The sequence below is a fragment of the Actinoplanes sichuanensis genome (genome assembly GCF_033097365.1).
Taxonomy (GTDB): Bacteria; Actinomycetota; Actinomycetes; order Mycobacteriales; family Micromonosporaceae; genus Actinoplanes; species Actinoplanes sichuanensis.
In genome coordinates this window covers 2,729,960-2,743,752 of the sequence record NZ_AP028461.1, presented here as the reverse complement: position 1 = coordinate 2,743,752, position 13,793 = coordinate 2,729,960, and the positions used below count along the sequence as shown (strand labels likewise).

The 13,793-nt window shown below is 70.7% G+C and carries 15 protein-coding genes; 11 read left to right on the top strand and 4 right to left on the bottom strand.

The window, feature by feature from the left end:
* From Q0Z83_RS12190 to Q0Z83_RS12170, 5 genes are all read left to right on the top strand, one after another.
* Positions 1-939 (top strand): TIGR03619 family F420-dependent LLM class oxidoreductase, encoded by a 939-nt coding sequence (locus Q0Z83_RS12190; protein WP_317793982.1) that lies wholly within the window; start codon positions 1-3, stop codon positions 937-939.
* Between the two features lie 127 nt (positions 940-1,066).
* Entirely contained in the window at positions 1,067-1,507 is a 441-nt protein-coding gene (locus Q0Z83_RS12185) for a phage holin family protein (RefSeq protein ID WP_317793981.1), read from the top strand.
* A complete protein-coding gene (locus tag Q0Z83_RS12180; RefSeq protein WP_317793980.1) occupies positions 1,504-1,881 on the top strand; it encodes a DUF3618 domain-containing protein in 378 nt (125 codons plus the stop codon). The genes Q0Z83_RS12185 and Q0Z83_RS12180 overlap by 4 nt, the downstream gene beginning before the upstream one ends.
* A gap of 81 nt (positions 1,882-1,962) precedes the next feature.
* A complete protein-coding gene (locus Q0Z83_RS12175) occupies positions 1,963-2,289 on the top strand; it encodes a hypothetical protein (protein ID WP_317793979.1) in 327 nt (108 codons plus the stop codon).
* 132 nt (positions 2,290-2,421) lie between these two features.
* The gene (locus Q0Z83_RS12170) at positions 2,422-3,351 is read left to right on the top strand and encodes a GNAT family N-acetyltransferase (protein WP_317793978.1); all 930 of its coding nucleotides are present in this window, start codon (positions 2,422-2,424) and stop codon (positions 3,349-3,351) included.
* Here Q0Z83_RS12170 and Q0Z83_RS12165 read toward each other — a convergent pair.
* Positions 3,285-4,058, bottom strand: coding sequence for a tyrosine-protein phosphatase (locus Q0Z83_RS12165; RefSeq protein ID WP_317793977.1), 774 nt, complete (start codon positions 4,056-4,058; stop codon positions 3,285-3,287). The two genes, Q0Z83_RS12170 and Q0Z83_RS12165, sit on opposite strands and share 67 nt — an antisense overlap.
* Before the next feature lie 112 nt (positions 4,059-4,170).
* On the opposite strand from Q0Z83_RS12165, the gene Q0Z83_RS12160 reads away from it, so the two are divergent.
* The 5 genes from Q0Z83_RS12160 to Q0Z83_RS12140 all read left to right on the top strand — a co-directional run bounded on the left by Q0Z83_RS12160 (position 4,171) and on the right by Q0Z83_RS12140 (position 8,335).
* Positions 4,171-4,788, top strand: coding sequence for a TetR/AcrR family transcriptional regulator (locus tag Q0Z83_RS12160; RefSeq protein WP_317793976.1), 618 nt, complete (start codon positions 4,171-4,173; stop codon positions 4,786-4,788).
* A gap of 143 nt (positions 4,789-4,931) precedes the next feature.
* The gene (locus tag Q0Z83_RS12155) at positions 4,932-5,450 is read left to right on the top strand and encodes a TrmH family RNA methyltransferase (protein WP_317793975.1); all 519 of its coding nucleotides are present in this window, start codon (positions 4,932-4,934) and stop codon (positions 5,448-5,450) included.
* 134 nt (positions 5,451-5,584) lie between these two features.
* A complete protein-coding gene (locus tag Q0Z83_RS12150) occupies positions 5,585-7,498 on the top strand; it encodes an ABC transporter ATP-binding protein (protein WP_317793974.1) in 1,914 nt (637 codons plus the stop codon).
* Positions 7,499-7,548: 50 nt separating this feature from the next.
* Positions 7,549-7,752 carry a hypothetical protein gene (locus tag Q0Z83_RS12145; RefSeq protein WP_317793973.1) on the top strand — a complete coding sequence of 68 codons (204 nt, stop codon included), beginning with the start codon at positions 7,549-7,551 and terminating at the stop codon, positions 7,750-7,752.
* Positions 7,753-7,918: 166 nt separating this feature from the next.
* Positions 7,919-8,335, top strand: coding sequence for a S26 family signal peptidase (locus Q0Z83_RS12140; RefSeq protein WP_317793972.1), 417 nt, complete (start codon positions 7,919-7,921; stop codon positions 8,333-8,335).
* 50 nt (positions 8,336-8,385) lie between these two features.
* On the opposite strand, the gene Q0Z83_RS12135 is transcribed toward Q0Z83_RS12140, so the two are convergent.
* Both Q0Z83_RS12135 and Q0Z83_RS12130 read right to left on the bottom strand, forming a co-directional pair.
* Complete coding sequence (locus Q0Z83_RS12135) at positions 8,386-9,201, bottom strand: DcrB/PsbP domain-containing protein (protein ID WP_317793971.1); 816 nt, start codon at positions 9,199-9,201, stop codon at positions 8,386-8,388.
* Positions 9,202-9,317: 116 nt separating this feature from the next.
* Positions 9,318-9,818, bottom strand: coding sequence for a serine/threonine-protein kinase (locus Q0Z83_RS12130; protein WP_317793970.1), 501 nt, complete (start codon positions 9,816-9,818; stop codon positions 9,318-9,320).
* Between the two features lie 9 nt (positions 9,819-9,827).
* On the opposite strand from Q0Z83_RS12130, the gene Q0Z83_RS12125 reads away from it, so the two are divergent.
* A complete protein-coding gene (locus tag Q0Z83_RS12125) occupies positions 9,828-10,544 on the top strand; it encodes a hypothetical protein (RefSeq protein WP_317793969.1) in 717 nt (238 codons plus the stop codon).
* 66 nt (positions 10,545-10,610) lie between these two features.
* Here the strand turns inward: Q0Z83_RS12125 and Q0Z83_RS12120 are convergent, their stop codons facing one another.
* Entirely contained in the window at positions 10,611-13,640 is a 3,030-nt protein-coding gene (locus Q0Z83_RS12120) for an AfsR/SARP family transcriptional regulator (RefSeq protein ID WP_317793968.1), read from the bottom strand.
* Between the last annotated feature and the right edge of the window lie 153 nt (positions 13,641-13,793).

Here is a 13,793-nt window from a genome sequence, read left to right as displayed (position 1 = left end):
ATGCCGGCCCCGAAGCTGCTGATGGTGCTGACCGAGAACTGGACCCTCGTACCGCCCCGCGACCTGCGTGCTCTGATCCGCCTCGCCGTCGAGGCCGAGCAGGCGGGCATCGACGGCGTCATGCTCAGCGAGCACATCGTGCTCGGTCCGGGCGCCGGCGCGTACGGTGTGATGGCCAATCCGCGTGACTACGCCGCACCCGGCAACCAGGATCCGGCCATGCCCTGGCCCAGCTCGACCGTCCTGATGGCCGCGATCGCCCAGGCCACCAGCACACTGCGGATCGTCGCCGGCGCGATCATCGCACCGCTGCGTCATCCACTGCACCTCGCGAAGGAACTCGCGACCCTGGACCTGTTGTCCGAGGGGCGACTGGTGGTGCTGCCCTCGGTGAGCTGGCACCGGGACGAGTACGACGCGCTCGGGGTGCCGTTCCACCGGCGAGGGCGAATCATGGACGAGCAACTGGAGATCCTGCGGGCCGCGTGGACGCCCGGGCCGATCAGCCACCACGGCGCCCACTTCCAGTTCGACGACGTCTGGATCGAGCCCCAGCCATGGCGGCCCGGCGGGCCACCGCTGTGGTTCGGTGGACAGGGTGTGCACCCGCCGCTCCTGCGCCGGCTCGTCCGCTACGGCGCGGGGCTCAACCCGTTCGGGCCGCTCACCGACACCGACCTCACGGCGGTCCGGACCGCGTTCACCGAGGCCGGCCGCGATCCGGGCGACCTGGAACTGATCGGTGGCATCCGGGCCACCTTCGGCGGCGAGGACGACACCGGTGACATCGACGCGGCGCTCGCCGACCTTCCCCGCCAGCTGGACCAGGGTTTCACCACCATCTGTTTCAAACCCTCCATGTTCATCGACGACCCGGCCATGATCGGACCGTTCTGCCGTCGACTCCGGCGAAAGGTGGACGCCCTCACCCCGCGGTGAATCCAGCCCGGCAGACGACGCCGTCGAATCGTCGGACCCAAGCCGGGCCAGTCGAATTCCGGACAGTCGCTCAGACGTTTTGGCAGTTCGGTCCATGGGCACGCAGTTGTTACCGCTGAGCAAGGAGGTGAGTGCTGTGACAACGAACGCGGCGCATGGCGGTGGGCCGACCGGATCGGCCTCGACGGCGGATCTGGTGAGTCAGGCCGCGGCGCAGATCTCCACACTGGTACGCGACGAGCTCGCCCTCGCCAAGCTCGAACTGGCCGAGAAGGGCAAGCGGGCCGGCGTCGGAGGCGGCCTGCTCGGCGGGTCCGCGGTTCTGGGCTGGTTCGGCTTGGCCCTGCTGGTGACCCTGGCCGTGGTCCTGCTGGACCTGGTCTGGCCACTGTGGCTGGCCGTGCTGGTCGTGATGGTGGTCGTGTTCGCCGCCGCAGCGGTGGCCGCACTGCTCGGCCGGCAGAAGCTGAAGGCCGCCACCCCGCCGGTGCCCGGCGACGCCGTCGCCGGTGTGCAGGCCGACGTGCAGACCATCAAGACCGCAGCCCGGAGAGGACGGCATGGATGAGCACCCCACAGAACGATCCGCAGCAGCTACGAAGTGAGATCGCCCAGACCCGCGCCGATCTCGGCTCCACCGTGGAGGCGCTGGCGGCCAAGACCGACGTCAAGGCCCGGGCCAAGCAGTCGGCCGCGGAACTGGCCGAACGCGGCCGCGAACAGCTGGCCGCCACTGGCGACAAGGTCGCGGCGACCGCCGAGGCGGTCAAGGACAAGATCGTTTCCGGTACGGCGCCGGTACAGCAGCACGCCCGTACCGCCACGTCGAAGGCCGCCTCGGCCGCCCGCGATCCGAAGGTTCGCAGCACCGCCGTGCCGGTCGCCGCGGTGGCCCTGGCCGCCGCCGGCGTGATCCTGATCGTCCGCGGAAGCCGCAGGTGAGAGGCGTGTTCTTCGCGTTCGCCGAAACCAGCGCGACGGGTGTACGGCCCGACTGACCACGAGAATCGGAGAAGACACATCATGAAGGTTCTGAAGCTGGCCGTCGGGTTCGCCGCCGGTTACGTACTCGGCAGCCGCGCCGGCCGGGAGAAGTACGAGCAGATCGCCGCGGCCGCACGCAAGGCGAGCAACCACCCCACCACGATCCAGGCCCAGGAGCGGGCGAAGGCGCTACTGGGCACCGGCCGGCAGAAGATCGCCGCGGCCCTCCCCCACGACGACACGGTCACCGGCAGCGAGTCCACCGTCGCCGCCACGACTGTCACCACGCCGGGGTCACCCGCGCCGTCGGCGCCGAGGCCGGCTCGCACCAAGCCGTCACCGGCCGGCGGCGACCCGCTGCGGTGACCACGATCGTCACGCGGATGGGGTGGGTGTCGGCAGGCACCCACCCCATCCGCGTTCGCCGGTGGGCTCAGCCTTGCACCACCGATGATGTGGCATTCCGGGCAGCCGTACCCGTACGGCATGATCGGGCAGATGGAAGGTGATGCGAAGGCGACCGGAAGCATTCGGGTCGCCGAATCCGACGCCGATCTGCAGTTGTTCGCGCGGATCCGGCTCGCCGCGTCGCCGCGGGAGTGGCCCGTTCCGCCGCGGCGTGAACCCGACCGGCTGATGCTGCTGTGGCGGGATGTGGGCTGCGGCCTGGCCGCACGCTCGGACCTCGCCGACTCGGTCACCGTTCAGATCTACGTCGATCCGGCCGCCCGGCGCGCGGGCATCGGCCGGGCATTGTGGGACCGTCTCACGGTTCATGCCCGGACCTTCGGACGGCCGTTCGTGTTCTGCACCGTGGACGAGCAGTCGGCCGACGGTGTGGCCTTCGCCGCGCGCCGCGGCCTGGCCGAGGTGGCCCGCGAGGTGGAGGCCCGGCGCCGCATCTCGCACGAGGCCCCACCGGCGGCGCTGCCCGGCATCGAGGTGGTGACCATCGCCGAACGCCCGGAGTTGCTGGAGGCCGCCTGGCACGCGGTCGGCGCCGACGGTTGTGCCGACATCCCCCTGCCCTCCCCGCTGTCGATGACGGTCGAGGACTGGATCGAGGAGGAGGCGACGGTTCCCGACGGTTCCTTCGTGGCGATCGAGGACGGCCGGATCGTCGGCTACGCGGGGATGCTCAAGGACGAGCACGGGCTCACCACGGTCGCCCGGTCCCATCGCGGCCGCGGCATCGCCACTCACCTCAAGCTCCGGCAGCTGGCGTGGGCGTCGGCGGCGGGCGTTCCCGAGCTGGTCAGCTACACCCAGGGTGTCAATCACGGGATGCGACGGGTCAACGAGAAGCTCGGCTACCGGATTCAGCCCGCCTGGTTGAAGATGCAGGGTCCGCTACCGGCGATTCAGCCGGCGATGCGCTCGCGCAGGGCTTCGAGGTCGTCGTCGGAAAGTCCCCCGTCGCACAGGTAGCGGGCCGAGCCGCCGCGCTCGTCGAGCCAGGCGAAAGCGGCCTTGATCGCCTCCGGCGGGGTGGCGGTGACCAGGTCGGTGATCGCCGGGAGGGGCGGCACTCCCCAGGCCTTCAGGCGGGCCAGCATCAGATCGGCCCAGTCACCGACGAGATTCGTCTCACTGAGCGCGTAGTCGGCGATGACGGCGTCGCGGTCGGCTCCCGCGGCGTCGAGCAACAGGGCGACGGCCACGCCGGTACGGTCCTTGCCGGCCGTGCAGTGCACGAGCACCCCGTTGTAGGTGTCGTCGGTGGGCCGGGCGACGAGTCGGGCGACCTCGGCGAAGGTCTCGGCGGCCGTGCCGAGCATCCGGAGATAGAGGTCGGCCAGTGTGGGGATACGCACGAACAGCTCTCGCATCGTGGCCTCGTCGAGGTCGGCCGGCGACGGCATGCCGGTGAACGCCCCGTCGAGCAGCGGCAGTTGCACGGCGGTGAACCGGCGCCGCGTGCCGACCCGGTTCGGTAGGCCGGTCTTCTCCATGTCGGTGCGGAAGTCGACGATCGTACCGATCGGGCTCGCCGTCAGGGTTTTGATCCCGTCGTCGGTGGTGCCGGCGAGGGCGTCGGACCGGTAGAGCACTCCGGTGCGGGTCGAACCGCCCGCCGTGAGCGGGATGCCTCCGGTGTCCCTGGAGTTGTAGGTCCCGGCGATGATCGCGCTCACGCGACCCCCTTCTGCTCTGGATGCATGATCGACCCGTCGACTTAGTCGCGACTAAGTTAGCTGACGGCACCGCCCGCCGTCACCCGGCGGCGGCATCTCGTAGGGTTTCCGAGTGGAAAGCTCAGAGCGTGCCCCCGACGGCGACCATCGACTCGCTCGCGGCGACGCACGACGAGCCCGGATCCTCACCGCCGCCACCGCGGAGTTCGGCCGTAAGGGCTACGACGGCGCCCGGGTCTCCGACATCGCCCGGTCGGCCGGGGTGACCGACGCCGGGGTGCTGCACCACTTCGGAACCAAGTACGACCTGTTCATGGCCGTCGTCGAGCGCCGCGAAGAGGTCTATCAGACGATCAAGCTGACCACCGAGTCCGTCCGAGCCCTGTTCGACGAGTTCATCGCGGTGGTACGCCTCGCCGCCCGGGAACCCGACCTGCTGCGATTCCGTGTCATGCTCACCGGCGCCTCCCGCATCGCCGGTCATCCGGTGGAGGGTCGCGCCGGCCGCAACCTGGAGGCGGCCCTGGACACGCTGGTCCCGTTCGTCCAGGAGCGCATCGCCGCCGGGGAGATCGCCGAGGGAACCGATCCGCAGCAGCTCGTCCTGGAACTGCTCGCCCTCAACGACGGCATCCGGGACCAGTGGTCCGCGCTGCCCGACCGCATCGACTACGTCGCCGTCTTCACGGCCGCCGCCGACGGGCTGTACGAGCGGGTGCGCGCCCGGTAGCGCACCGGGTCGCGCAGCGCGTGCCGGTGGAAGACGCGGTATCCTGTCGCTCGGAATCACACATCGTTCGTCGATGGCTCGCGTGCGCCGAGAAGCACGTCTCACATGACCTTCGAAAGCTGGAGCGCCTCTGCTCCCCTCCGGTGAGCCCCGCGATCCGGGTCCGGACCGCGCGGGAGATCCGTTCGGTCCGCCGTCCTCGCCGGCACGAATGCTGGGGACATCTCGTCGCGGCACCCCTGTGGCCCATGCACGACGCCAATCTCGGCACGCTGCTGCGGACCTGTGACGCGGTCGGGGCCTGCCTCGCGGTGCCCCCGCATGGCTGGGTGGACCGGGCCCTCGCCCGCGGCAACACGTTACGCCGACCCGCCTGCGTCCACCGCGTCGGCAGTCCCCTCCGCTGGCTTGCCGACGAGCGCAAGGCCGGAACGAGCGTCCTCGGGGTGGAACTGGCCGACGAGGCGATCCGGCTCGCCGACCTGCCTCCGGCCCGGCGCCGGACCGTCATGGTGCTCGGCCACGAGGCGACCGGCATCCCGCCCGAGGCGCTCGACCTTCTCGACGGCGCCGTGGAGATCCCGATGGTCGGCACCGGGTCCAGCCTCAACGTCGCCGTCGCCGGGTCGCTGGTGCTCTACAAGCTCGCCGGGCTGATGTAGCGACGACGAGAAAGACGACCATCGACACGCACGGTCAGCGGCCGAGAGCGAATCGAGAGCCGATGAAGAGTCGCGGTGCCTAGCGTACGGAACTCGACAGGTTCTCGATCAGCGCAGCGGTACGGGGGACACAGGTGGCGGTTCGCTGGGGACGACCTACCGGTCGCGGCGGCCGCACGAGCAGGGCAGACTCCGGCGCCCACGGCACCCTCGCCCTGCTGAAGGCCGCCTTCGCGCTGGTCTGGCAGGCCTCCCGAGGGCTGCTCGCGGCACGGATCGGCGTCGCGCTGGCCGGTGGCGTGGCCCCGGTGGCGGTGGCCTGGCTGACCAAGCTGCTGCTCGACCTGCTGGTCGACGGCGGGGCGACCACGGCGGTGCTGACCGTGGTGCTGGCGCTGGCCGGGGCCACCCTGGCCGGCGCACTACTGCCGGCGGTCGGCAACTTCGTCGACGCCGAACTGAGTCGGCGTACCCAGCTCGCCGGGCGGGCCCGGCTCTACCGGGCGATCGGCGGTTTCGGTGGGCTCGGCCGCTTCGAGGATCCGGACTTCCAGGACCGCCTGCAACTGGCCGTCTCCGACGGCCCGGCGACCCCCGCTCAGGTCACCGCGAACGGGTTGACCATCGCGCAGTCCGCGGTCACCATCGTCGGCTTCGTCGTCACGTTGGCGAGCATGGCCCCCTGGATGGCGGTGGTGGTGGCCGTCGCGGCGATTCCCACCGTCCGAGCCGAGCTGACCCTGTCGCGGGCCCGGGCGGCGATGATGCTGCAACTCGGGCACGCCAACCGGCGCGAACTGTTCTACGCGGACCTGATCTCGTCGGTCACGGCGGCCAAGGAGGTCCGCATCTACGGGCTCAGCGACCTGTTCGCCGTCCGGATGACGACCGAGCTGCGGAAGATCAACCGGGGAATGCGCGGACTGGACCTGCGAGAGTTGCGGATGCAGTCGGCACTGACCGGGCTCGGCGCCGTGGTGGCCGGCGGCGGGCTGGTGTGGGCGGCGCTCTCCGCCCGCTCGGGTCGGTTGGGCGTCGGCGACATCGTGGTCTTCGCGGCGGCGACCGCCGGGGTCCAGAACCTGCTCGCCTCGATCATCGGCAACGTCGCGCGTACCCATCAGGCACTGTTGATCTTCACGCATTTCCAGCAGGTGGTACGGGCGCCGGCCGACCTGGCACCGTTGGAGGGTCTGCCGTTGCTGCCCGTGCCGTCGTTGCGGGACGCCATCGAGCTGCGCGACGTGTGGTTCCGCTACGGCCCGTCGCTGCCCTGGATCCTTCAGGGCGTCAACCTCACCATCCGGGCCGGCCGGGCGACGGCGTTGGTCGGGCTCAACGGCGCGGGCAAGAGCACGATCGTCAAACTCCTGTGCCGGCTCTACGACCCGACCCGCGGCGCGGTGCTGTGGGACGGCGTCGACCTACGCCGATTCCCGGTCGAGGAACTGCGCGAACGCCTCGGCGCCGTCTTTCAGGACTTCATGGCGTACGACCTGAGCGCGGCCGAGAACATCGGGCTCGGCGACATCGCCCGATTGGACGACCGCTCGGCGATCGAGGCCACCGCCGAGCGAGCCGGCTGCCACGTGACCGTCGAGAAGCTGCCCCGCGGCTACGACACCCTGCTGACCAGATTCTTCTCCCCGGAGGAGGTCCTCGACGGGGAGGCGTCGAGCGGCGTGCAGCTCTCCGGCGGGCAGTGGCAGCGACTGGCTCTGGCGCGCGCGTTCATGCGCGCCGACCGGGACCTGCTGATCCTCGACGAGCCGAGCGCCGGACTCGACGCCGACGCCGAACACGAGGTGCACACCCGGCTGCGGGCGCTGCGCGAGGGATCCACCAGCGTTCTCATCTCGCACCGGCTGAGCACCGTACGCGACGCCGACACCATCGCCGTGCTGTCCGACGGGGTGGTCACCGAACTGGGTGACCACGACACCCTGCTGGCGGCCGGTGGCACCTACGCCGGGCTCTTCACCTTGCAGGCATCCGGCTACACATCGCCCGATGCGCGCACCGAGCTTCACCCGTCGACCGGCGGGTGAGAGATACCGGCCGGGAAACCCACCGGCCGGTGCACTGGAGGGAGCAACAGATGAGCATGATGGGCAAGCTTGCCGACCGTCTGCTGGCGATGGTGGCCCCCACGACGGAGGCCGAGGCGGCCTGCGTCCTGATCAGCACGGTGCGCACCCCAGCCGGCTACTGCGCCGGCGCCGACGGCGTCGTCCGGTACAAGATCACCAGGAACTACGACTCCTGCCCGGCGAAGGTGACCTACAGCTGCCCCCGGCAGTAGTCGCCCGGGTTCACCCGCCGATCGGCGGGTGAACCCGCGCCGGCCAGTCTGCTCGCGACGGTGACCGCGTCACCCACGTCGCCTGCGGCTGCTCCACGTAGGGTGTTGTTCCTGCCGCCGGGCGACCACTCGGCGGCAGGACTTCCTCGTCAGACGGAGGACCGCTTTGCTGATCGCCGCCGCCGCGGTGCTCGCACTGGCCGGGGCCGGTGCACTGTGGATTCGAACCGCCGTACTCGTGGCCGTCGTCCGCGGCCCGAGCATGCAGCCGACCTACCGCGACGGCGACCGGCTGATCGCCCGCCGCCGGCGTACGGCCACACCTCGGCGCGGCGACGTGGTGGTGTTCCGCAACCCGCGCCCGCATGGGGTGCCGGGATCCTCCGACGGGCCGGTGCTGGTCAAACGGATCGCGGCGGTCGCGGACGACGCCGCCCCGGACGGGATGGCAGCCGCCGTCGTGCCGCACGGCCACGTCGCGGTGCTCGGCGACAACCGGGCGCAGAGCCTCGACTCGCGGCACCTGGGCTTCATCCCGATCACCCACATCCTCGCCACGGTCGTGCGCCGCATCGGCGACTGAGGTCCCGGTGGGCGTTTTCGTAGGTGATCCACGCTCGGATGGCGGCCTCCTCAGTTGGTTCTCGATGGCGGCATGGACGGTGAAGGCACACCGATGAGCCGCGCGCTGTTCAGGATCCGGGTCAGGGTCGGTTTCATCTGCGCCCATTCACGGTTCAATTCCGTCCGCGAATCTGCGTCCATCGACACGCTGAACAGGTAGAGATCGCCATTGGCGAGGGTGATCGCCCTCGTGATGTAGCGCCCGTAGCCGCCTTGGGAGTAGTGGGTGCTCGTGGTCGTGTATTCCCACTCGGCCGCGCTGGTCCCGCCCACCGGCGCGTCGATGTCGGTCAGACGGATCCGGTGGTGGGCGTGGTACTGCTTGGTGCCCTGTTCCCGCTCGGTCAAGTAGGTTGCCGCCGACACTTCGGCACACACCGTGTCCTGGATGAATATCAAGTGCACCCACGGGTGGGGACGTTCGTCCGGGCTCGACCAGCTGTCGTTGCCGCCCAGCCATTTCTGCGGCACGGCGATCGTGAGCGTGTCTCGATAGTCGACGGTCTTGAAACCGGCCGGCGGCGACGGGATGGTCAACGGCGGCGACGGCGGTACGGACCCGGAGGCCGGAACCCGGCTCGCCGAGTTCGTGCCAGGGGTGGAGACCGCCTCGCCGTCCGGACCGCGATGTGTCCTGGCCAGCAACTCTCCCGCAGAGGCCCCGACCACCAGCAGTCCGAGGACCACCGAACCGGCGATCCACGACGTTCTCCGGCTGCGCGCGGCCGGCGCCTCTGCCACCACGTCCGGCTCGACCGGGGGTGCGACGCCGTCGACCGGGACGTCGGTCTCGTCGCCCGGCGGGGCGGGCCGTGTCGCCGGCATGCTCACGCCCTCGGGCCGGGGGCGCCGTCGCAGTGCCCACCGCGACCGTGAACGCGACCCTGATGCCGTGACCGGGAAAGCGATCTCTGTCAGGGACCGTGCTGCGGACTCCGCGGTCAGCCGCCGGCCGCTCCGTCGATCGCGGAGATCCCGAAATCGGTCAAGACCACCCGGTCACCGTCGAGCAGGATGTTCGGTGGTTTCACGTCCCGGTGCAGGACGCCCTGCTGGTGCGCGACCCGGAGCGCCTCGAGAACCCGTAGCCCGATCAGTGCGGCTCCCTGCTCGGGCACCGCACCGTCGTCGTCGACGATCTGGCTCAGCGAACGTCCACCCACCAGCTCCATCACGATCCACGGCCGTCCGCTGTCGACGACGACGTCATGCACGGTGATGATCGCCGGATGCTTGAGCTGGGCGGCGGCCCGGGCCTCACGCAGTACGCGCGGCGTGACCGGATCGACCCCGTCGGACGCCGCGCCCAGCAGGTGGACTTCCTTCACCGCCACGTCACGCGCGAGAAGTTCGTCGTGGGCGTGCCACACGGCGCCCATGCCGCCGCGCCCCAATTCCCGGACCAGACGGTAACGGCCGGCGACCACTCCCCGGCGGTCCATACTGGAATCGTGACGGGCAGAGGTCTCTTTGAGGCGATCACCGAGAAGAGCGACTCCTCCTTCGCCATTTTGTCCTGTTTCGCCCTCATCGCCCTATTGTTTTGGTTCGCCGCCGCCATAGGCCCGGTGACGCTGCTGTTTTCCGCGGCGCAGAAGCGCCGGCTGGCTCAACGACCTTTACTGACCGTGGCGGAAGTCGGCGAAGCCCCGGAGGGCATACCCGTCATGGTGTTCGGCCACACCGCCGCTTCGGGCACGTCCAGCCGCCACGACCTGGTCTGGTGGAAGTCCCGCACCGGTTCGACCGGCCATCGAGACATCCCTCCGGAAATGGAAAAAGACTGGACGGAACACGGCACCCTGGCCATCTATCACGACGGACGACAGCTGGAGATATCTCTGGAAATCGCCCGCAAAGCACTTTACGCCGGCCGGCCCATGGCAGAACACAGCTACGTCGAAGAAAGCGATTCCTGGGGAATACGCGCATCGGAGAGTTTCCACGTTCGCGGTGATCTTCCAATCGTCGCCGCCGGGACCTTACGCATCGGAACGGATGGAGTTCGACGCCTGGAGGCCACGACTTCCGACGACGGCAACACGACCGTCGAGGATCTGGACGCCTTGGCGGATCTCTTCAAGAAGGAACGCCGCGGCGATCTCCTGATGTCGCTGTACCTCAGCATTCCGGCCGTCCTGTTCACCTGGTTGGTGGCGGTCAGTTGACGTCGGCGCGTCATCGGCCGTCGCCGGTCATGCGGGGCAACCCCGGATGCTTCGTTCGCGGGCCGGTCAGCAGCGGGCGCTGCGGTCGAGGGCGCTGATCAGGGTGGTCAACTCCGCCGCGGTGTCGGTGTGGCCGAGGCGCTGGTGAATGTCGCGGGCCTCGCTGAACGCTCGCCGGGCGGCGCTCGGGTCGGCCCGTGCCTGCGCGTCACCGAGTTTGCGCAGAGCCTCGGCGAGGAACGCGGGCCAGCCACGGCGCCGCCACAGCCGTACCGAAGCCTCCAGATGTTTGATCGCCGCATCGTGGTTGCCCTCGGCCAACTCGATCACGCCGAGGACACCGAGGGCGTCCGCGGTGTGATGCGGCAGGTTGTATTCGCGGGCGATGGTCAGCGCCTCGGTGGCGAAGGCCCGCGCCGGATGCTTCGGAAGGTGTGCCCGGGCCAGCGTCAGCAGGGTCAACACCTCGGCGTAGCGGTCCTGATAGCGCCGCAGGATCCGCAGCGACTCGTCCAACGCGATGATCGCCTCGGCAGCACGGCCGGCCCGGGTGTTCAACACGCCGATGAACTGGAGGGTGGTCGCCACGTAACGCTGGTTGCCCAGCCGCCGGGCGAGCCGCAGCGCGATGGTGAGGTGCCGCTCGGCCTCCGGCAGTGCCAGCGACTCGCCGTAGACGACGGCGCGGGCCACGTGGGCGCGGGACTGACCGCCGAGGTGCTCGTGCTGTTCGGCCAGCACGATCGCGGCGTCGGCGCATGCGGCCGCCCGATCGTAGTCACCGGTCGCCGCCAGCGCCCACGCCTGATCCACCGCCGCGTCGGCCATGCCGGGACCGTGGCCCGCCTCGGTGAACAGTTCGAACAGGTGGTCGGCGTCGCGGAGCATGCGCTCCATGGCCGCGCCCGGGTGGTCCGCCTCGTGCCAGGTGGAGAGCTCGATCAGGCCCCGCAACATGACGGCCTCACCGAGGCGGTGCCCGGCGGCCCGGCAGGCGGCGAGCACGTAGTCGTTGGTGGACCGCCAGTCGATGTAGACGCCCCGGATGTCGAAGAACTTCTCCAGGCAGCCGGCCAGTTCGAAGGCCGCGTCGAGCGCGCCGATGTCGCAGGCCTGCCGGATCGCGGCGGGCAGCGACAACCGTTCGCCCGCGAACCAGTCGAGCGGGTCGGGCAGGTCGTCGGCCCCGGGGACCGCCACCTCGATGGCGTCGCCCCGCACCGCGGCGTAACACGGGCCGGGGATCCGCTCGCTCATCCGGCGGGCGAGCCACAGATAGCCGCCCAGGCCGGCGCTCAGCACCTCGGCGCCCTCGGACGGTTCCTCGGCACGGGCGCGTTCACGCAGGTAGAGCAGAACCAGGTCATGGAAACCGTAGCGGCCGCCACCGGTGGTGTCGGTGCCCGCGTCGAACAGCAACTGGGCGTCGACCAACTCCTCGAGCAGGTCCTCGGCCTCCGCGGTGGAGGTCCCGGTGACGACAGCGGCCAGCCACGACGGGAGATCCGGCAGAGCGAACAGGCTGAGCCGGCGGGCCAGTCGCCGGGCGGGCTCGCCGATCGCCCGGTAGCTGGCGGCGATCGAAGTGCGCACCGCCAGGTCACCCGCGACCAGGTGATCCAGACGCCGGCGCTCGTCGCGCAGTGCCCGGGTGAGGCGCGACATCGGCCAGGCCGGGCGGGACCGCAGGCGGGCGCCGACGATCCGGACGGCGAGCGGCAGGCGCCCGACCAGCTGCAGGATCGCGGCGCTCTCCGCCGGATCGTCGGTCACCCGGTGTGCGGTGGCGACCCGGTCGAGGAACGCCACGGCCTCCTCACCGGAGAAGACCTCCAACTGCAGGCGCTCGGCGCCCTCCAGCCCGTCCAGCCCGGAGCGGCTGGTCACCACCGTGGTGCAGGAGTTGCCGCCGGGCAGCAGCGGCCGGATCTGCGCCTCGTCGGCGGCGTCGTCCAGCACCACCAGAATCCGGCGCCCGGCCATCAGCGAGCGGTAGACGTCGGCGCGTTCGGTCAGATCGATCGGGACGGCCCGCTCGTCCATGCCGAGGGCCCGCAGGAAACGGGCGAGCACGTCGCCCGGCTCGGCCGGATGTGCGTCGGTGCCGTGCAGCCGGGCATAGAGCTGCCCGTCCGGATGATCGTGGGCGGCCCGGTGGGCGGCATGCACGGCCAGGGTGCTCTTGCCGACCCCGCCCATCCCGGTGATCGTCACGACCGGACGCGGCCCGTCACCCGGCGCGAGCACGCCGTCCAACCAGGCGACCTCGGCGGCGCGGCCGGTGAAGTCCCCGACGGCGGACGGCAGCAGCGCCGGGGCCGGGGAGACCGGGGCGGGCGGTCCGCTCTCGCCGTCCTCGACGGCTCCGACGGCCTGCAGGACGGTCCGCTCCGCCGTCACGAACGCCGTGCCGGGCTCCAGCCCGTGCTCATCGGCGAGGAACCGGCGCATCTCCCGGGCCGCGGCGAGCGCGTCCGCCTGGCGGCCACCCCGATGCAGCGCGGTCATCAGGGCGATCCACAGCCGCTCCCGGGTCGGCTCGTCGCGGGCCATCCCGGCCAGCTCCGGGACGATCTCGCGGTGCCGGCCGGCCTGCAGCTCGAGGTCGAAGACCTCCTCCCAGGCGGCGAGCCGCTCCTCCCCCAGCGCGCGGCGGGCCGTTGCCACATAGGCGCCGGCGGCGTCGGCTAGAGCCGGGCCGCGCCACAGCGCGAGAGCCTCCCGCAGCCGCGTGACGCGGTCGACGGGTGGGAGGTCGCCGGTCGGTGCGGTGAGCTCCTGGAAGCGCAGGTAGTCGAGGTCGGCCGGCCCGGCTTCGAGCAGGTAGCCGCCACTGTGGCTGAGCAGCGCCAACCGGCCGTCACCGGCCCGACGGATCGCGGAGATGTCGGCCTGCAGCTGAGACCGGGCGGTCGCCGGCTCGGCCCCGCCCCACATCGCGTCGGCCAGGGCTTCGACGGTGACGACCCGGCCCGCGTTGAGCAGCAGGTAACCCAGGACAGCCCGGTGCCGCGGCCGGGCGACGACGACGTTCGCACCGCTCAGCCGCACTTCCACATTGCCCAGGATTCGATAGTGGACAGTCTCGGATGGCATTGCGGCCAGGCTAACTTCGAAGCCACCGAAAGTCGATCTTATGGTGGTTTTGCGACACAGTGCTCCGGGGCGGGGTCGTCCGGTGGACGAACCCCGCCCCGGTCACCGGCCTCCGCCGCGGTTGGGCCCCGTGCCCCTACCGAACCGGAGTGC